The following is a 19113-nucleotide window of genomic DNA, read 5'->3' as shown; positions in this document are numbered from 1 at the left end:
ATGGTTACCCACCACAAACGATTGCTCGGCGCGATGGGCCTGGCGCTGATCTGCGTGATGCCGTCGCTGCACGCCGAAGACAAAACCCTGCGGCTGTACAACTGGGCCGATTATTTTGCCGAAGACACGCTGAGCCGCTTTACCGCCGAGACCGGGATCAAGGTGATTTACGACGTCATGGACGGCAGCGAAACCCTCGAAGCGAAGATGCTCTCCGGCGGCAGCGGTTACGACCTGATCTTCCCCGGTGACACCGTTGCCGAGCGCTTGATGCGCGCCGGCAGCCTGATGCCGCTGGATCAATCGAAGCTGACGGAACTGGTCGACATCGAGCCCGGTTTGCAGAAACTGCGCAGCCACTACGAGCACTCCAGCAAAGCTACGGTGCCGTATACCTGGGGCACCATCGGCCTTACCTACAACGAGGAAGAGATCAAAAAGCGCATGGCTGATGCGCCGGTCAACAGCCTCGACATGTTGTTCAAACCGGAGCTGGCGGCGAAGTTTGCCGACTGCGGAATTTCGATGATCGATTCGCCGGACGAAGCGCTGGCGGTGGTGCTCAATTACCTCGGTCGCGATCCGCGCAGCGGCAAAGCGGAGGATCTGGCTGCAGCCAGTGAATTGCTGATGAAACTGCGGCCGTACATTCGCAAATTCCAGTCGCAACCAGTGACCGATCTGGTCAACGGCAACCTGTGCCTGTCGCTGGGTTACAGCGGCGACATGACACAAGCCCAGCGCACCTCGGACAGCGCCGGCAAGCACACGAAGTTTCAGTACCGTGTGCCGCGCGAGGGCACCACGGTGTGGATGGACACCATGGCCATTCCGGTCGACGCTAGACACCCGGAATACGCCTACGCGTTCATCAACTTCGTCATGCGCCCGGCGAACATGGCGGCGATCAGCAATTTCACTGGTTACCCGACGTCCAACGCCAAGGCGCGGGCGAGTGTCGATGCAAGTATGCGCGACAACCCGGACATCTACCTCGACGAAGCGACCTATGCTCGTTTGATTCCGGGCAAGGACATCCCCCAGGCCGACATGCGCCCACGCATGCGTACCTGGACTAAATTCAAAACGGCCACTGGCCAATGATCCAGGGCCGGCGCGTTCGCCGGCCCTGGTTTTTACAGGAATACACTGCATGTCGACTCGTCGTGAGTTCATCAAACAAGTCACCGTTGCCGCCGGTGTGGGCGCTGCGTTCATGGGCCTCGGTCTGTCGCCGGGCAAGGTGCTTGCGGCCGCTCAGGGGCGCTGGTTCATGCCCGACGAAGGCGACAAGCACGAACGCGCCTACATCGCTTTCGGCGCGCAGGACGCGATCTGGGAAGACTTCACCGAAGACGTCCAGGAAGCCCTCGGTCGCATCGCCCGTGCCATCGCCAAATATGAGCCAGTCACGGTGTTCTGCCGCCAGAACGAGCGCAGCATTGCCGAAGAGTTCTGTGGCACGAGTAACATCACTTACGTCACCACGGCGCTGGACGACATCTGGATGCGCGACATCGGCGCCAACTTTGTCATCGACGACGAGGGCGGATTGGGCGCGGTGGATTTCAACTTCAACGGTTGGGGCGATAAACAGCAGCACAGCAAAGACGCGAAAATCGCCGCGCTCGTGTCCAACGGCGCACAAGCGACCTATATCCGCAGTGAGTTGACGGGCGAGGGCGGTGCTATCGAAGTCGATGGCCACGGCACCGGGATCATGACCGAGAGCAGCTGGATCAACCGCAATCGCAATCCGGACTGGAGCAAGGCCGACGTCGAAGCGGAATTGAAAGAGCGTTTGGGGCTGCGCAAAATCATCTGGCTGCCGGGGATCAAGGGCAAGGACATCACCGATGCTCACGTCGATTTCTACGCGCGCTTCATCAGGCCAGGCGTGGTGATCGCCAACCTCGACACCGACCCTGAATCCTACGATCACAAGGTCACGCTGGCGCACCTGGACATCCTCGAGAACGCCACCGATGCTGACGGGCGCAAATTGCAGATCCACACGATTTCGCCGCCACTCAATCCGCGCAAAAGCAAGTTCAGCAAAAACAACCCGGACTTCGCTGCCGGCTACATCAACTACTTCGTGATCAACGGCGCGATCATCGCCCCGGAATTCGGCGACAAAGCGGCGGACAAGAAGGCCTTCGATCTGCTGTCCGCGCTGTACCCGGATCGCGACATCGTGCAACTGAACATCGATGCCATCGCGGCCGGTGGCGGCGGGATTCACTGCGTAACCAGCCATCAACCACAGGCGTGATTGACTCTTTCGCGGATCAAGCCAACTATCGGCGCATAACAACATGACCGATGGAACAAAACTTGATCGAACGACGCCAATTCAGCGGAGGCATGAAGGGGAAAAACCTCCGCTATCTGAATGAGCAAAGCGCTGATAGCCCGCGCCTGACCCGTACCGGTTTTCTGCTGCTGGAACACTTTTCGTTGCCGGCATTTACCCAGGCGCTGGACACGGTTGTGACCACCAATCTGCTACGCCCGGGACTGTTTGCCTCGCGCACGTTCGGCTTGGGCGACGGCGAAGTGGTCAGTGATCTGGGGCTGGTAATTCGGCCGGATGCGCGTCTTGATCTGGCAGCGCTTGAAGAGCTGGATCTGCTGGTGGTGTGCGGCGGTTATCGCACCGAGCTGCGCGCGAGTGACGAGTTTATTCACCTGCTCAAAGCGGCGGCGGAGCGGGGCGTCAGTCTCGCCGGTTTGTGGAATGGCTCGTGGTTTCTCGGCCGCGCGGGTTTGCTCGATGGCTATCGTTGCGCGATCCACCCGGAGCATCGCCCGGCACTGACCGAAATCGCCAAAGCCACCCACGTCAGCAGCGAGCCGTATGTGATTGATCGCGACCGACTCACGGCGTCGAGTCCGTCCGGCGCGTTCCACATGGCGCTGGACTGGATCAAAAGCCTGCACGGCAAAGCGCTGGTTGAAGGCATCGAAGACATTCTGGCGTTTGAGGAATCGCGTTACCGGCGGATCAAGCCTGACGAGAACATCTGCGTCAGTGCGCCGCTGCGTGAAGTGGTGAAGCTGATGGACGCCAATCTGGAAGAGCCGCTGGAGCTGGAACAACTGGCGGTGTACGCCGGGCGCTCGCGTCGGCAACTGGAGCGATTGTTCAAGGAACAACTGGGCACCACACCGCAGCGCTATTACCTGGAACTGCGGATTACCGAAGCGCGGCGTTTGTTGCAGCACACCGAGTTGTCGCAGGTTGAGGTATTGGTGGCCTGCGGTTTTGTCTCGCCGAGCCATTTCAGTAAGTGCTACAGCGCGTTCTTTGGTTATCGGCCTTCAAAGGAAAAGCGTCTGGTGAAATAGGCGCGTTTTGGAAGTCTCTGTTTTAAAACAAAAAATATTTCACTTCGTGCTTCCCAAACCTCACAAACCTTGGTAAATTGCGCCCCGTTCTCACAGCGAACCTAACGAAGTAGCTGGAAAGAGCAGTAGGGGCGTCGCCAAGCGGTAAGGCAGCAGGTTTTGATCCTGCCATGCGTTGGTTCGAATCCAGCCGCCCCTGCCATATTCAAAAAAAACGCCAACTTCGCAAGAAGTTGGCGTTTTTTTATGCCTGCGATTTGGCCAGGCTTGGTGATACAGGCGTGCGCGGCGCCGAAGCACCGCGTACGCCGTCCACTCAGTGCGGTGCGCGCGGAATGGTTTTCATCAGGTCTTCGGGGCTGATGTGGCCGACCACGCTGCCCGGTTGCGGCAGGTTGAGGATGTGGCCTTTCATTTTGCCGATGATGTGCATCTCGCACGGCTTGCAATCGAACTTCAGCGTCAGCACTTCATCGCCGTGGATCAACTGCATCGGCGCGACTTTGGTGCGCACGCCGGTCACGCCTTTCGCCTGTTTCGGGCACAGGTTGAAGGAGAAACGCAGGCAGTGCTTGGTGATCATCACCGGCACTTCGCCCGGCTCTTCGTGAGCTTCATACGCCGCGTCGATCAGCTTCACGCCGTGGCGGTGGTAGAAGTCGCGCGCCTTCTGGTTGTAGACGTTGGCAAGAAAGGTCAGGTGCGAATCCGGGTACACCGGCGGCGGAGTGGTTTCGGCTTTACGGCCGCCACGCGGGTGAGCGGCGACACGCGCGGCAGTCAGTTTCTCGATCACTTCACGGCGCAGGGCTTTAAGCTGCGAGTTGGGGATGAAGAACGCCTGTGGCGCATCCAGCTTGATGTCGGTGGCGTGGTACTGCGTGGTGCCGAGCTGACCGAGCAGATCGCGCAACTGTTCCAGCGCTTGCTCAGGCTTGTTGGCGACGCCGAACGGGCCGTTCAGGGTGACGCTGGCGCTGATGCCTTCTTCACTGGTGGCGGTGACTTCCAGCTGTTCTTCACGCAGACGTGCGACCCAGCTCAGGGCGACGCGACGTTCGGACGAGGTCTTCTGCAGCGCCTGTTGCCAGTTGTGATCGAGGTTGCGATTGAGCGGGTGATTCGGGCGCAGCTTGAACAGGCCTTCGGGCATTTCGTTCGGCTCGACGCGGTAGCGGTAGCGCTTCTCGCCGTCCTCTTCGAACTCGCCTTTGGCTTCAGCGATGTTGGCGCGGAAACCGACCACTTCGCGTTTCACCAGCACGTTCAAACCGTCACCGTTGGACAGCGGCTCGTGGGTGATGACCTGCATGTCGCGTTTGCCGACTTTCTCGACGGTGCCCACCGGCAGGCCGGTGAAGGTCGGCGAGTCGAAGGCGCCGATGTCGATCTTGCGATCGGTTACGAAGTAATCGGTGCTGCCACGGTGGAAGGTTTTTTCCGGGTCAGGCAGGAAGAAATGCGCGGTGCGGCCGCTGGAAGCGCGGGCCAGGTCCGGGCGGTCTTCGAGTACGTCGTCGAGGCGCTGGCGGTAGTAGGCGGTGATGTTTTTCACATAGCCCATGTCCTTGTAGCGACCTTCGATCTTGAACGAACGCACGCCGGCCTCGACCAGCGCGCGGATGTTGGCGCTCTGGTTGTTGTCTTTCATCGACAGCAGGTGTTTTTCGTAGGCAATCACGCCACCCTTTTCATCTTTGAGGGTGTACGGCAAGCGGCACGCTTGCGAGCAGTCGCCACGGTTGGCGCTGCGCCCGGTCTGCGCGTGGGAGATGTTGCATTGGCCGGAGAAGGCCACGCACAACGCGCCATGGATGAAGAATTCGATGGCAGCGTCGGTTTCGTCGGCGATTGCGCGGATTTCTTGCAGGTTCAGCTCACGGGCCAATACCAACTGCGAGAAGCCGGCCTGATCGAGGAACTTCGCTCGCTCTAGGGTGCGGATGTCGGTCTGGGTCGAGGCGTGCAGCTCGATCGGCGGAATGTCCAGCTCCATCACACCCAGATCCTGAACGATCAGCGCGTCGACACCGGCGTCGTACAGCTGATGGATCAGCTTGCGCGCCGGTTCCAGTTCGTTGTCGTGCAGGATGGTGTTGATGGTGGTGAAAATGCGCGCGTGGTAACGGCGAGCGAATTCGACCAGCTCGGCGATTTCGCCGACTTCGTTGCAGGCGTTGTGGCGCGCACCGAAGCTCGGGCCGCCGATGTACACGGCATCGGCGCCGTGCAGGATCGCCTCACGGGCGATGGCGACATCGCGGGCAGGGCTGAGCAATTCCAGATGATGCTTGGGCAAGGACATAGTTTTTTTAGTCAGGCTGTCACGGTTAGGCGCGCATTCTACCCCCGAAACGCGCGCCCGGCACGCCCGTGCTGCCCGATGGCACCGGGCCCTTGCAGGAGCTACGGCATGCTGCGATCTTTTGACCTTTTCAGATCAAGATCAAAAGATCGCAGCGTGCCGCAGCTCCTACAGGATCCAGCGGTGGTCGCCGAATAGGTGGGCGACACACAAACCTGTAGGAGTGAGCCTGCTCGCGAAAGCGGTGGTGCATTCAATAAAGATGTCGCCTGACCTGACGCTTTCGCCAGCAGGCTGGCTCCCACAGGGTCCAGCGGTGGTCGCCGAATAGGTGGGCGACACACAAACCTGTAGGAGTGAGCCTGCTCGCGAAAGCGGTGGTGCATCCAACATAGCCGTCGCCTGACCAGACGCCTTCGCGAGCAAGCCCGCTCCCACAGGGTTGGGCGGTGGTCGCCGAATAGGCGGGCGACATAGAAACCTGTGGGAGTGAGCTTGCTCGCGAAAGCGGTGGTGCATTCAATAAAGATTTCGCCTGACCAGACGCCTTCGCGAGCAAGCCCGCTCCCACAGGGATCCAGCGGTGGTCACCAAATAGGTGGGAGACACACAAACCTGTAGGAGTGAGCCTGCTCGCGAAAGCGGTGGTGCATCCAACATAGCCGTCGCCTGACCTGACGCCTTCGCGAGCAAGCTGGCTCCCACAGGGTTGGGCGGTGGTCGCCGAATAGGTGGGCGACATAGAAACCTGTAGGAGTGAGCCTGCCCGCGAAGGCGTCAGTTGGTTCGGCGCAAGGCTGGGGTGAAAATCAGGCCTTGGCAGCCATCGCGGTGACTTCTACGCGCATGCCTTCGACGGCCAGGGACGCAACGCCAACCGCAGCACGTACTGGCCATGGCTTGGCGAAGTAGCGTTTGTAAACTTCGTTAAACGCGGCGCGATCGGCCATGTCGGTGAGGTAGATGGTCAGGTGCATCACGCGATCCATCGAGCTGCCCGCACGTTCCAGCGCAACCTTCAGCGCTTGCAGGGTGCATTCGCTTTGCAGAGTGATGTCGCCGAGTTCCAGGCTGCCATCGGCACGGGTCGGAATCTGCGTGGACATCATGATCCCGTTGAACGTGGTCACGTCCGAGGAAATGGAGTCCGCGTCCGGATCGGGAGTGAAGATGATGTCTTGGTTGGCCATGGGTGATCCCTTGTGTGAGCGACTAAGAATCGCGCCAGTTTACAGATTCGTCACCGACATGGCCCGTTTCGGCATTCGGCACCATACTTTCGCGCGGTATTGGCAAACGATCTTCTCTTCTCAGACAGGAGCAGGGCCATGAGCAACAAACCGACGATTGTGCTGGTTCACGGATTCTGGGGCGGCGCCGCGCATTGGAGCAAAGTCATCCTCGAACTGGCGCGCAAGGGCTACACCGATCTTCACGCGGTGGAGATGCCACTGACATCCCTCGCCGACGACGCCGAACGCACGCGCAAAATGATCGCGCAACAAAGCGGCCCGGTGTTGCTGGTCGGCCACTCTTACGGTGGCGCAGTGATCACCGAGGCGGGTAATCAGCCGAACGTCGTCGGCCTGGTGTACATCGCCGCGTTCGCCCCGGATGCCGGCGAAAGCCCCGGCGGTCTGACCCAGCAACACCTGCCGGCCGCCGCACCGAATCTTGCGCCGGACAGCGACGGTTTCCTCTGGCTCAAAGCCGATAAATTCCACGAAAGTTTTTGCCAGGATCTCAGCGCCGATGAAGCGCTGGTCATGGCCGTTGCACAGAAGGCCCCGTTGGCCAGCACCTTCGGCGACACGATCAGCAATCCGGCATGGAAGAACAAGCCGTCGTGGTATCAGATCTCCACCGAAGACCACATGATCCACCCCGACAATCAGCGGCAGATGTCGGCAAAACTCGGTGCGAAAAAGATCATCACACTGGATGCCAGCCATGCCTCGCTGGCCTCGCGTGCTGCTGAAGTGGCGGCGTTTATCGATGAGGCGGCAACGGCTGCGGTGAAACCTTAGGGATCAGACCAGCTGCGTCGCCGCCTCAGCCGCGAGGGCTGCAAGGACACTCGGTCGAGCGGCGATGCGCTGCATGTAAGCAGCCAGCGTCGGCCAATCGTCAATGCAGCGTAATCACCCGCCGACTCTCGCCAATGCGGATCCGGTCGAGTGCGCGGTTAAGTGCATCCAAAGCGTCCAGCAAAGCTTTGGCCTCGGCTTCGCGACCATCGCCCCAGAGCCGTTCAGCCATTTTGTTCAAGGCCTGAATCGATCGCTCAATCTCTGTAGCGGTGGCGGCTTCTTTATTCGGTGGCGTTTTCTTCGGCATTGATCAACCTGTTCACTGATTCCAGCCGCAGAAAAAAGCGGCTACGACAAACATGTTTCCTCGTCCTGCCGGCCTATCCAACCATTGCGATACAAGCAGGACAAGTTTTTCAGTCATTTGCGGAGAGACCAACCGTGCCTTTCCTGAGATAGATTCAGGCGTGACCCTCAGATGGGCGGCTCAAGTAGCCGCCCATTTGCTTTATCTCTCTCGCGCCAGAAATAACCCTCCACAAATTCCGAAGAGAAAAGCCGAATCCCGTTGCTGAAAAAGCAATAGTCATTTGCGATTTCGGCGGATTGTTGCCGTCAGGCTCAGAAGTTAGCATCGATCCATCGTTGCAACTCAGGGCCTTTGGCGCGAGTTCGAGACAGTTCGCACCGTCAATCTGTCGCTCCCGCTGATCGTCGCCACATTCGATCTACTTCGGAAACTCCAATGTCCAAACTCTTCAACGAATTCGCGCTGGGCGACACCACGCTGAAAAACCGTATTGTCATGGCGCCGCTGACCCGCTCACGCGCACCCCATGATGCTGCCGATGAACGCATCGCGTTGTATTACGCACAACGCGCTACCGCCGGTTTGATCGTCAGCGAAGGCACGCCGATTTCCCGTGAGGGGCAGGGCTATCTGTTCAACCCCGGTATCTTCACGGCCGAGCAGATCGCCGGATGGCGCCTCACCACCGACTCGGTGCATGCGGTGGGCGGCAAGATGTTTGCGCAGCTCTGGCATGTCGGTCGCGTTTCGCACCCATCGATCCAGGAAGGTGGAAAACTGCCAGTGAGCGCCACGTCGAAGCAAGCAGTCGGCGCGACTGCGTTTGGTTACGACGCTGACGGCAAGCCGGCGCTGGTACAGCCACCGGCGCCACGCCAACTGGAAACCGCCGAGGTGTCGCGGATCATCGGTGAGTTCGCCCAGGCTGCGCACAACGCGATCGAGGCGGGTTTTGATGGCGTGGAAATTCACGGTGCCAATGGCTATCTGTTCGAGCAGTTCATGAACCCGCTGGTCAATGATCGAACCGATCAGTACTCGGCGGATCGCCTGGAAAACCGTCTGCGCTTCACTCTGGAAGTGATCGATGCCGTGGTCGCACGCATTGGCGCGGCTCGGGTGGGCATCCGTATTTCGCCGTATGGTCAGCTGTTCGACATGCCGTTGTATGAGCAGATCGACGAAACCTACACCGCGTTGGCAGCCGAGATTGGCGCGCGGCAATTGGCCTACGTTCATGTGATGGATCAGTCCGGGTTTCCGGCTCCGGGTACCGAGGGCGGTGGTGGCGGGCCGAAGGCAGCTTTCCTCGATTTGCTGTCGACCATTCAGTCGAAACTGCCTGACACCGCGTTGATTCTGGCGGGCGGCATGTCGCGCCAGCGTGCGGATGACCTGATCAATGACGGCATCATCGACCTCGCCGCGTTCGGCACCGCTTACATCAGCAACCCTGATCTGGTGGCGCGGCTGCAGAACGACTGGCCGCTGAGCGAAGCCAAGCGCGAAACCTTCTATGGCGGTGGCGCCGAGGGTTATGTCGATTACCCGCCTTATAAAGGCTAAGTAGCCGCTCACGCATTGGCAGCCGTCACCGTAATTCGGGGCGGCTGCTTTTTCGTGCCCGGTGCAAACAGGCCTGAAAGGATCTCGTGGCGGGACAAGCAGACGAACTTCTGCTGTAGTGCCCATCAACTGTTCTTGATGATCGGACTTTTTATGCACCTCAAAGCGCACCGGTACTTTGCCATGGTCGCCGTGACTGGAAGTTTCTCGGCGACGGCTCGGCACTTCCGCGTACCGGCGTCCTCCGTTTCTCGCTTCATCGCGGCGTTGGAACGAGAGGTCGGTCAGCAACTTCTGTATCGAAACACCCGTGCAGTGAAACTGACGGACGCGGGCGAGCGCTACTACCAGCAGATCCGCGAAGTGCTCGAACTACTCGATGCCGCTGATGAGGAAATCACCGGCAAGGGTGGCGAGGTTCGTGGACTGGTACGGATTAACGCACCGGTCGCGTTCGGCAGCCTGCACATCGTCAAACTGTTGAACGGTCTGTACGACCAGTATCCCGAACTGACGGTCGAGCTGACCGTCACCGATGCCTTTATCGACCCGGTGCAGGAGGGCGTCGACATCATCTTCCGGGTCGGACACCTGAGCGACTCCGGGTTGATCGGCCGCAAAATCTGCGATCAGCAATACGTCCTTTGCGCCAGTGCGCAGTACATCGCGAAGCACGGCAAACCCGCGTCGCCAGAGGAGCTGCGGCATCACGCCTGTCTGGTTTACAAGGGCACGGGCGGGGCGCAGCGCTGGTATTTCACAAAGCCTGGCAGCGACAAGACCGAGATCATCGACGTGCAGGGGCCGCTTCGAAGTAACAATGGTCAGGTCTTGGTGGAAGCGGCGCTGGCGGGCAGGGGGATCGTGTTCTTTCCGTCCTGGCTGTTTAGCCGCGAGAGTTTCGTGAGCCAGCAACTCATTCGGCTGTTACCGGATTGGCAAGGATCGGTGGAGCCAACGCCTAGCCCGATCCATTTGCTGTCCCCGGAGAATCGCATGCGCTCCCAGAAGGTTCGCGTGGTGTGGGAGTACTTCATCAAAGCGATCGGCACTCCGCCTTATTGGGATGATCTGGGGGATTGATGCTTAGGCGCGGGCCGCCAGCGTCCGCACTGGCGTGGGACTCAGCGCGTTTCGCACTGCGGCGCCGGCTCGCCGCTCAATGCATCGACCATGGGCGGGTGCTCTTGCACCGCTTGGCGCAAATCTTCGGTCACGCGCAATTCCGCGCCTGTCGGCGAGAAAGTCGCTGCGGCTGCGAAAGGCGCGGGGTTGGCCGGAACCGGGCGTTTGCCGCGTCGCCAGAAAAAGAACGTGACCATGCACAGATTGACCAGGGCGAAGACCCAGAACAGACCGTTTGCGCCGAACGAGTTCATCACTGGCGAGATCATCATCGGACTGATCGCCGAGCCCAAAGAGTTGATCAGCAGCAAACCCTGAATCATCGGCACCAACGCTTCCGCCGGGGCGCGGTCGGCGGCATGACTGACGGCAACCGGATACAGCGCAAACACGCCGCCGCCGAGTAAAAACAGCATCACCGCGAGCATCGTCGACGACAACGGCAGCCACACGATCACCAGCGACAACACCGTGCACGCCACGGTCAGAAGGGTCAGCACCTGAAGGCGATCCTGACGGTCAGACCAGCGTCCGACCGGGTATTGCAGAAGCATGGCGCCAAGGATCGTCCAGGCCATCATGCTGCCGACTTCCCCCACGTTCAGACCCATGCGTTGCAGGTACAGCGGCAGCAACGTGTAAATCGCCGCGATGCTCACGCCCGAGCCGAAACACCCGACCAGCCCGGTCGGCGTCACGCCCAGCAACTGCCGGGGCTTGAGCGGCTCGACCTGATCGAGCAGGGGCGACACGCGCGGCAGGATCACGATTGGCAGCACCGACAGCGATGCGAGCATGCCGGCAACCATGAACGGTGCGCTGTCGCTCAAACCCGTGATCTTGCCCAGCGTTGCCTGGCCCAGCACGCCAGCGCCGTACAAGACGATCATGTACAGCGCGAGCAAGCGTCCGCGAATCTTCGCGTCACCCGCCAGCAGCAGCCAACTCTCGATCACCAGAAACACGCCGACTGTGGCCCAGCCATTGATCAGGCGCAGGGCGAACCAGCCCCACGTGTCGTAAAACAAACCCTGCATGAGGATGGTCACGGCGATCAGCGAGGCAAAGCTGCCGTAGGCACGGATATGGCCGATGCGCAGAATCAGGCGGTCGTTGAACAAGGCGCCCAAGGTCAGACCGATGAAATAGGCCGATGACACGACACCGATCATCGTCGCCGACGCACCGGCGGCGTCCAGGCGAAGGGTGGTCAGGGACGACAGAAATCCGTTGCCCAAGGCAATAATGAACAGCCCGAGCAGGGGCGCCAGCGCCATGGCCAGCAAACGCGGAGACATAGAAACCTCAAGGGATCGGGCAGCGGAACGTGCGTCTCTGCGCAGGGCAATGCCAAACCGAAGTGTGTTGTGCAAGCGCCCGCCGAACGGGCAGGGCAGTTCAATCGGCCGCACTTGAGCAAGTGTGGCCAGCCATTCTGGTACGTGATTTTTAACAGCGAAGCTTTCAGCCACCGACTCGGATGACTGTTTGAGAGCGCGGGATTCTAAGGCTTGTGCAGGATTTGCCAATAGCTGTTTGCTGCGACGTTAGGACGCAGGTGAGTTACGGCAGATCCGCCGCCTGAGCATCGAACGATGAACACCGCTTACATCCGGTGATGCTCCAGCAAGAAGTCGACGAACAAGCGCACTCGCGCCGGCATTGTCGAGCCTCCGACGAACACCGCATGAATCGGTTCCTGATCGCCGGGGTTCCAGGTTTCCAGTAGCGGTATGAGGTCGCCGCGCTGCAGATCCTCGCTGACGCTGAACTCGCCGATGCGCGCAATGCCGGCACCGACTCGGGCGAGTTGTGCCAGTGCTTCACCACTGCTGCATTCGATGTTGCCGCTGACTTTCAGGGAAAACTCGCGGCCGTCGCGCATAAACGGCCAGTTGGGTTCGGCACGGCGAAAGTTGAAGCGCAGGCAGTTGTGACGGAGCAAGTCTTGCGGTTCTTGCGGGGTGCCGTGACGCTGCAGATACGCGGGCGATGCCACCACCACTTGGCCGGTCGTGCCGATCCTGCGCGCGGTCAGCGGGCTGTCGGGCAGATGGCCAAAGCGCACCGCCACGTCGGCCTGGCCAGCGAGGATGTCGACCACTTCGTCGCCGAGCGTGAGGTCGACGACGATATTCGGGTACTGCGCGCTGAACGCGGCCACCAAGGGCACGATAGCCAGCCGACCATGGCCAAGCGCCGCGCTGACGCGCAATCGGCCCTTGGGTACGCCTTGATCGGCGATGGCGTCTTCAACCTCGTCCATGTCCGCCAGAATACGTCTGGCACCCCGCAAGAATGCTTCGCCCTCAGCGGTGAAGGTGATCGCTCGCGTGGTTCGCAACAGCAGGCGCGTGCCCAGACGCTGTTCGGCACGCGCGATGATCCGGCTGACCGCCGAGGGCGTGAGCCCCAATGCGCGCGCCGCCGCCGAAAGACTGCCTTCCTGCGCCACGGTGACGAACACGCTCATTTCACCTGACCTGCCATTGACGTCCATTTGTGCCTCTTACGCAAAGGTGATTGCCGAAATCGCTATCTACCGCCTCAAACGCCTGGATCGTAGCATTGGCGGCATAGATAAGGAGCCTTTCCATGCGTATCAATCCACCTCTTGTTGCACTCGCCATTGGTGCCTTTGGCATCGGCGTTACTGAGTTCGCCCCGATGGGCATGCTGCCGGGCATTGCTGCGGATCTCGGCGTGTCCATTCCCGCCGCAGGCCTGCTGGTCAGTGCTTACGCGTTGGGCGTACTGCTCGGCGCGCCGTTGATGATCCTCACCACCGGCAAAATTCCGCGCCGAACGTTGCTGATCGGTCTTATGGCGATTTTTACCTTGGGTAATCTGATGTCAGCGCTGGCGACCGATTACTACAGCCTCATGATCGCCAGGGTGGTGACCTCACTGAATCACGGAGCGTTCTTTGGCGTTGGCTCCGTCGTCGCTGCCAGCGTGGTCGCGCCGGAGAAACGTGCCGGGGCGGTCGCGGCAATGTTCATGGGCCTGACTCTCGCGACCATCGGCGGTGTGCCGCTGGCCGCTTGGTTTGGCGAGTTGTTCGGCTGGCGCACTGCATTTTGGGGGATTACCGGCCTTGGCGTGGTGACCATGGCGGCGTTGTGGTTCGCGCTGCCCAATCTGCGCGCACCGCAAAGCGTGGGCGTACTGGCCGAAATACGCGTGCTGGGCCGAGGCCCGGTGCTGGGCGCGTTAGCCCTCACCGTCGTCGGCTCGAGTGCGATGTTTACGGTCTTCACCTACATTGCACCGATCCTCAGCAGCGAGACCCACGCGTCCTCCGCGTACATCACCGCCATGCTGGTGCTGTTTGGTGTGGGCCTGACACTGGGCAACATGTGGGGCGGCAAGGCTGCGGATCGTTCGATCGATCGCACCCTGATCGTTTCGCTGAGCGTGCTGATTGTGATCTTGCTTGCGTTCACTGTCCTGATGCGCTGGCCTTTGCCGGCCGCGGTGGCCATTTTGATCTGGGGTATCGCCAGCTTCGCCCTGGTACCACCGCTGCAGATGCGCGTCATGGAAGCGGCCAAAGACGCGCCCAATCTGGCCTCGGCGGTAAACATCGGTGCGTTCAATTTTGGTAATGCGATTGGCGCGGCGCTGGGCGGCGCGGTGATCAATGCCGGGCTGGGTTATCCGGCGATCTCCCTGGCCGGTGCAGCGATGGCGAGTCTGGGCTTGCTGATGGTGCTGGCGTTTACCTGGCGCTCGAAAGCAAGTGCAGCGGCGCTGACTCAACCCTAACGAGAGGGCGATCAGGCGCCATCACGAGTGATTCGAGCTTTGCGCGAGACGGTGCTTCGTCAGCCCTTTTGAACCTATTTCAAAACAGCCTGCTCAACCGGGAAATGTTCGGGGGTGGATGTGATGAATGTTTTCAGAAATCAGCTGACGACTGAGCAAGAAGCAAGACTGCTTGCCTTGGATGCCTGGCATCGGATGTCGGAAAATCGAGCACTGCGCATGGACTGCCCCGATGCCTGGCACGACGAACTGTTGCGCCAGTCCGACGAGATGGATCGGTTGGGCATGTTAACGCTGACCGAATGGTGCGACCTGCGAAGGGATGCAGATGAAGCCTATCTGCGCGCGGTGGCGGGTGAGGATTATCACGTAGGTCATCAAGTTAGCGTGTATCGAAGTTGACGGTACCCGCCGTACAGCGGGTACCGCTTCCAATGTGCGAGAAGGCCTGCCTACCTGCTTACCACTTGTAACTCACTTTGGCGGTAATCTCGCGGCCCGGGTTGTAGAAGTTCGCGGTGCCGGAACCGACCACGTGCTGCTCATCCAACAGGTTACTGAGGTTCACCGCAAGGTCGGTGCCCTTGGCGATTTTGTAGTTGAACGCGGCGTCGAACAGCGTGGTGCCATCGCTTTTGCCTGAGTTGGCGGCGTCGAAGTAATACGAGCCTACGTAGCGCGCACCCAAGCCAACGCTGACATCCGTGGCGGGGACGTCGTAATAACTCCACAGCGAAGCGGAATGCTTGGGTGCCGTGGCGAATTCATTACCCTTCAGGGAGCTGCCGTCGTACAACGAACCGCGCTGTACCTCGGACTCCATATAGGAATAACCACCGATCAGGCTGAGGTTCTGCGTCACCTGCGCCTTGGCCTCCAAGTCGAGACCGCGCGCACGCGATTCGCCCACTGTCTGTTGCTCAATGATGCCGCTCGGCAGCACCACGGCGATGGTGACGTTTTCCTGGGTCAGGTCATAAACGGCTGCGGAGAACAGGGCGTCCATCCCCATCGGCGCATACTTCACGCCTATTTCGTACTGCCTGCCGGTCTGCGGTGTGACACCAACCTGCGGCGGCGAGACGGATTCCACCATGCTCACATAGGTCGACACCTCATCGTTGACGATGTAGGTCAATGCACCTCGGTAAGAGGTTTCGGAGAAGGTGTCTTTCTCAGTGGATTCCAGACCTTTGCTGGTCAGATCCATCGAGTCGTTGCGCACGCCCCCGGTGACGATGAAACGCTCGTAGAACGACAGGTTCTGCTGCAGGAATACGGCTTTGGTGGTCGCGTCTCGCTTGTTCACGGCGTACGGCGCGATTGAGCGTGAAACGCCGGTAAACACTGGGTTTGCAATGTCAATCGAGGTCGTCGGAGCGTAGACCGAGCTTTCCTTGGTGGTCGAATCGAGGTACTCCACGCCGACCAGGCTGCTGCTGTCGATGTTCTCGAAGCGGGCATCGTATTGCAGCATCAGATTGCCGTTGAACTGATCGGCTTCGGTGTCCGTTCCAAACTGATAGCGGTCAACGGTAGTACCGACTCGCGCGGCGCTGTCGCTGAGGTAAACGTAGCCGAAATCATCGGTCAACTTGCTGTAACGCAGGTTGCTGCGCAGCACGAAACCGTTGTCGAAGTCATGGGTGATGTTACCGCTGAGGCTGGTGCGCTCGACATCGTGAAAGTTGTAGCTGGGCTCGCCATAGAACTTGCTGCGGTCGTATTCCTTGTCCAGCGGATAGCCACCACTGTTGGGCGAACTTTCGGTTTTCAGGTAGTCGAGAATCATCGTCGCCGACGTGTAATCCGTCGGTGCCCAGGTGAGGCCACCCATAAACAGCTGGTTGTCGTCCTGCGAGTGATCGTACTCGCGGTCGCTGTTCTGGCCTTTGGCAGTAAAGCGGCCAGCCAGGGTTTTTTCGTCGTTCAGCGCATCGCCGACATCGATGCCTGTCTCGACATGGTCAAACGAACCGTAGGTCACATAGCCTTGGCTAAACTGCTCGAAGCGCGGCTGTTTGGTAACGAAGTTTACCGAGCCTCCGGGATCGGCCGGGCCGAAAAGGGTGGAGTTGGCGCCGCGCAGAATTTCGATGCGCTCATAAGCGAATGGATCTTCGCGCACGCCGCGCATCGAACTCAGGGTCAAGCCGTCACGGTAGGTGGTCGCCTGGAAACCGCGGATCTGGAAATAGTCGTTACGGTCATCCGTACCGTAGAAGTCAGTGATCACGCCCGGCGTGTATTGCAGCGCCTCTTCCGTGGTGCTGACGCTGCGCTGTTCCATTTCCTTATTGGTAACCACCGATACCGATGCCGGTGTATTGAGAATGCTGGTGGCCACTTTTCCGCCTACCCAGAGTTCCTTGGCGACCACCGAGTTGGCGTCGTCGTCGGCACTGACCCTGACCTTGGCATTGATGATGAGGGGGGCGAGGCGGTAGTCCTCGATACCCGTTGCGTCGAGTTCAAGTGGGCCGGCAGGCGCTGGTTGAGGTGTCAGCAGGTAAGCGGACGGGCCTTGCTGCTCGATCTGCAATTCGCTTCCCTGCAATAACGTCGACAGTGCGGTCGACGTATCCAGCGTGCCGTTCACGCCTGCCGTTGTGCGATTCGCAACGCTCGAGGCATCGTAGGAAAGACTGATGCCAGCCTCGCGCGCAAAGCGGTCAAGCGCCGGCGCCAGTGGGCCGGCAGCAATATTCCACTGCTGAACCTGTTTGCGCTGTTCGGCGCTCGAAGATTGCGCCAGCGACGGCAGGGCGTAGCTGCTGACCATCAAACCCAGAATCACACCGTGTACGGCGTGGCTCAGTGGATGGCGCTGTGTGACCGCGGACGAACTCATTTTCTCGCTCCAAGGAAGGGTATCGACAGATTGGCCTGTAAGTCGGCCTTCCTTACAAGTCGAACGAGAATGAGAAACTACCTCATTATTTTTGCCATATAAGACAAAAGAAGCTTATTCAACTGGCAGCGGTCAACGTCACCCAATAACGCGTCCGATAATCAACGCGTAAATGCAGCGACTGCGCGACCAATGTCAGTACCTGATCGTTGTCGGCGAGTTGAAAAGTGCCGGAAACCCGAAGGTCGGCAACCTCTTCGGCGCAGCGCAATACGCCGGGGCGGTAGCGCGACAACTCCGCGATAAAATCCCCAAGGCGCATATTGCGTGCGCTGATCACCCCGTCATTCCAGCCCCAGACATCCAGGCCATTGTCCCTGTACTCACGGGCGCCACTTGATGTGAACAGCAGCTGATTGGCGGTCTGGGCACTGCCGCTACTGCTGGCGGCCAGGGTTTGACTGGCGCCAGGAAATACCGTGACGGTGCCTCCCTGAACCGCGAGCAAGGTGCCGTCGTCACGTTCCCGCGCCAGGAAGCGGGGACTTTGCGCGCGTATGATTCCGTCGCGTGTTTGTACCCAAAAGGGACGCGCGTGCGCCGCATGTTCATCCGCGCCGACATTCACGATGACCTCACCACGCCGCAGAATGAGCAGACGTCGCTGGGCGTCGAAATCACTGTCGACAGCGCTGTCGCTATTGAGCTGGACAAGGCTGCCGTCATCGAGCTGCAAGCGGCGCTGCTCGCCGGTGCTGCTGCGTTGCTGCGCAAGCATGGCCGGTACGGGTGTGTAATCACGGCCAAGCCAGGCGGCGGCGCCAACCGTGGCCAAAAGGCCTAATAGCTTCAGGCTTTCCCGTCGGCGCAGGCCATGGCGGGAACCATCAAGGGTTTGTCGGGCCAATTGCGGCGGCATGCTCGCGAACTCATCCCCAAGCGATTCCACACGCTGCCACGCCAATCGATGCTCCGGACGCTGCTGCAGCCAAAGCTCAAAAGTGCGCTGCGTTTGCTCATCTGCCTTGTTGAAGCGAAGGCGCACCTGCCAGTGGATGGCCTGGTCTACAACGGCCGGATCCAGCGCCTGCGACTCATGCCTCGACATAACGCAACCGATAGCAGTGTTGCAGCGCGGTGGTCAGGTCGCGCTCCACCGTCGCCCGGGAAACGCCGAGTTTTTCGGCTATTTGCGCACAGGTCAAACCGTCGAGCCGGGCAAATAAAAACGCCTGGCGAACTCGCGGTTTGAGCATGTCGAGCATGCGGTCGATTCGCTCGAGCGAATCCAGAATGAGCAGTCGGCTTTCTTCCGAGGGCACCTCGTGTTGAGGCAGCAACGCGACGCTTTCCAGGTAGGCACGTTCGAGTTCGCGACGACGATACTGATCAATCATCAGCCCGCGGGCAATGCTGCTCAGATAAGCACGGGGTTCACGCAAGGGGCTTGATTGCCGGGATTTGAGCAGACGCACGAAGGTGTCTTGCGCCAGGTCTGCGGCGTTATCGCGACAACCAATGCGTCGGCTTAACCAGCCATGTAACCACGAGTGGTGGGTGCGATAGAGCAGCGCCAGATCTGCAGTGCCTAGTGTGTCGTCGCTGCTCATCGGCATCCCGGAAAGTACATGATTGATAATTACTCGCATTCTACTCAGGCGATAGGCCTCAGGTAAATGCCTGCGTTCAGCGTTTGTTTTCGCTGGAGGCAATCAATCAGGACGTCTTGGGGAGCGTGCTTTATTGCAAGGGTTTTAGCGTGCCGTGGGGGGGCATGCCTCACCTGCGGCGATCACGCGGTAGGTGA

At 59.9% G+C, this 19113-nt stretch carries 16 protein-coding genes and 1 tRNA gene; 9 read left to right on the top strand and 8 right to left on the bottom strand.

Annotation, left to right across the window (positions count from 1 at the left end; translation table 11 throughout):
• The 4 genes from ACIP66_RS00185 to ACIP66_RS00170 all read left to right on the top strand — a co-directional run bounded on the left by ACIP66_RS00185 (window position 1) and on the right by ACIP66_RS00170 (window position 3553).
• On the top strand, window positions 1–1104 hold the full coding sequence (locus ACIP66_RS00185; RefSeq protein WP_400644211.1) for an extracellular solute-binding protein: 1104 nt from the start codon (window positions 1–3) through the stop codon (window positions 1102–1104).
• 49 nt (window positions 1105–1153) lie between these two features.
• On the top strand, window positions 1154–2275 hold the full coding sequence (locus ACIP66_RS00180) for an agmatine/peptidylarginine deiminase (protein WP_400644208.1): 1122 nt from the start codon (window positions 1154–1156) through the stop codon (window positions 2273–2275).
• A gap of 50 nt (window positions 2276–2325) precedes the next feature.
• On the top strand, window positions 2326–3351 hold the full coding sequence (locus ACIP66_RS00175) for a GlxA family transcriptional regulator (RefSeq protein ID WP_053120706.1): 1026 nt from the start codon (window positions 2326–2328) through the stop codon (window positions 3349–3351).
• Between the two features lie 127 nt (window positions 3352–3478).
• Window positions 3479–3553, top strand: a tRNA-Gln gene (locus tag ACIP66_RS00170).
• A 114-nt stretch (window positions 3554–3667) separates the two neighbouring features.
• Here ACIP66_RS00170 and ACIP66_RS00165 read toward each other — a convergent pair.
• Both ACIP66_RS00165 and ACIP66_RS00160 read right to left on the bottom strand, forming a co-directional pair.
• Complete coding sequence (locus tag ACIP66_RS00165; protein WP_400644206.1) at window positions 3668–5656, bottom strand: U32 family peptidase; 1989 nt, start codon at window positions 5654–5656, stop codon at window positions 3668–3670.
• 809 nt (window positions 5657–6465) lie between these two features.
• Window positions 6466–6846, bottom strand: a complete 381-nt coding sequence (locus ACIP66_RS00160) for a RidA family protein (RefSeq protein ID WP_053120702.1) — start codon at window positions 6844–6846, stop codon at window positions 6466–6468.
• Window positions 6847–6984: 138 nt separating this feature from the next.
• Here ACIP66_RS00160 and ACIP66_RS00155 point away from each other — a divergent pair, with 138 nt between their 5' ends.
• A complete protein-coding gene (locus ACIP66_RS00155; RefSeq protein ID WP_400644203.1) occupies window positions 6985–7683 on the top strand; it encodes an alpha/beta hydrolase in 699 nt (232 codons plus the stop codon).
• A 100-nt stretch (window positions 7684–7783) separates the two neighbouring features.
• Here the strand turns inward: ACIP66_RS00155 and ACIP66_RS00150 are convergent, their stop codons facing one another.
• Window positions 7784–7993: a hypothetical protein gene (locus ACIP66_RS00150; protein WP_212550675.1), complete on the bottom strand. Its 210-nt coding sequence runs from the start codon at window positions 7991–7993 to the stop codon at window positions 7784–7786.
• 438 nt (window positions 7994–8431) lie between these two features.
• Between ACIP66_RS00150 and ACIP66_RS00145 the strand changes: the two genes are divergently transcribed.
• Together ACIP66_RS00145 and ACIP66_RS00140 are read left to right on the top strand one after the other, a co-directional pair.
• Window positions 8432–9562 (top strand): alkene reductase, encoded by a 1131-nt coding sequence (locus tag ACIP66_RS00145; protein ID WP_400644200.1) that lies wholly within the window; start codon window positions 8432–8434, stop codon window positions 9560–9562.
• 138 nt (window positions 9563–9700) lie between these two features.
• Window positions 9701–10645, top strand: coding sequence for a LysR substrate-binding domain-containing protein (locus ACIP66_RS00140; protein WP_400644688.1), 945 nt, complete (start codon window positions 9701–9703; stop codon window positions 10643–10645).
• 41 nt (window positions 10646–10686) lie between these two features.
• Here ACIP66_RS00140 and ACIP66_RS00135 read toward each other — a convergent pair whose 3' ends face one another.
• Both ACIP66_RS00135 and ACIP66_RS00130 read right to left on the bottom strand, forming a co-directional pair.
• Window positions 10687–11985, bottom strand: a complete 1299-nt coding sequence (locus ACIP66_RS00135; protein WP_053120692.1) for an MFS transporter — start codon at window positions 11983–11985, stop codon at window positions 10687–10689.
• A gap of 308 nt (window positions 11986–12293) precedes the next feature.
• Window positions 12294–13187 carry a LysR family transcriptional regulator gene (locus tag ACIP66_RS00130; RefSeq protein ID WP_178124156.1) on the bottom strand — a complete coding sequence of 298 codons (894 nt, stop codon included), beginning with the start codon at window positions 13185–13187 and terminating at the stop codon, window positions 12294–12296.
• A gap of 95 nt (window positions 13188–13282) precedes the next feature.
• Here ACIP66_RS00130 and ACIP66_RS00125 point away from each other — a divergent pair, with 95 nt between their 5' ends.
• Window positions 13283–14455, top strand: a complete 1173-nt coding sequence (locus ACIP66_RS00125; protein WP_212550679.1) for an MFS transporter — start codon at window positions 13283–13285, stop codon at window positions 14453–14455.
• Between the two features lie 123 nt (window positions 14456–14578).
• Complete coding sequence (locus ACIP66_RS00120; protein WP_400644195.1) at window positions 14579–14857, top strand: hypothetical protein; 279 nt, start codon at window positions 14579–14581, stop codon at window positions 14855–14857.
• 58 nt (window positions 14858–14915) lie between these two features.
• Here ACIP66_RS00120 and ACIP66_RS00115 read toward each other — a convergent pair whose 3' ends face one another.
• The 3 genes from ACIP66_RS00115 to ACIP66_RS00105 all read right to left on the bottom strand — a co-directional run bounded on the left by ACIP66_RS00115 (window position 14916) and on the right by ACIP66_RS00105 (window position 18916).
• A complete protein-coding gene (locus tag ACIP66_RS00115; protein WP_400644192.1) occupies window positions 14916–17306 on the bottom strand; it encodes a TonB-dependent siderophore receptor in 2391 nt (796 codons plus the stop codon).
• Window positions 17307–17424: 118 nt separating this feature from the next.
• On the bottom strand, window positions 17425–18414 hold the full coding sequence (locus ACIP66_RS00110) for a FecR domain-containing protein (RefSeq protein WP_400644190.1): 990 nt from the start codon (window positions 18412–18414) through the stop codon (window positions 17425–17427).
• Complete coding sequence (locus tag ACIP66_RS00105; protein ID WP_400644187.1) at window positions 18401–18916, bottom strand: sigma-70 family RNA polymerase sigma factor; 516 nt, start codon at window positions 18914–18916, stop codon at window positions 18401–18403. The genes ACIP66_RS00110 and ACIP66_RS00105 overlap by 14 nt, the downstream gene beginning before the upstream one ends.
• Window positions 18917–19113: the final 197 nt, after the last annotated feature.

Origin of the sequence: Pseudomonas sp. NPDC088429, assembly GCF_044753305.1 — a bacterium.
GTDB classification, from domain to species: Bacteria; Pseudomonadota; Gammaproteobacteria; order Pseudomonadales; family Pseudomonadaceae; genus Aquipseudomonas; species Aquipseudomonas rustica.
This window is presented reverse-complemented; position numbering and strand designations above follow the sequence as displayed.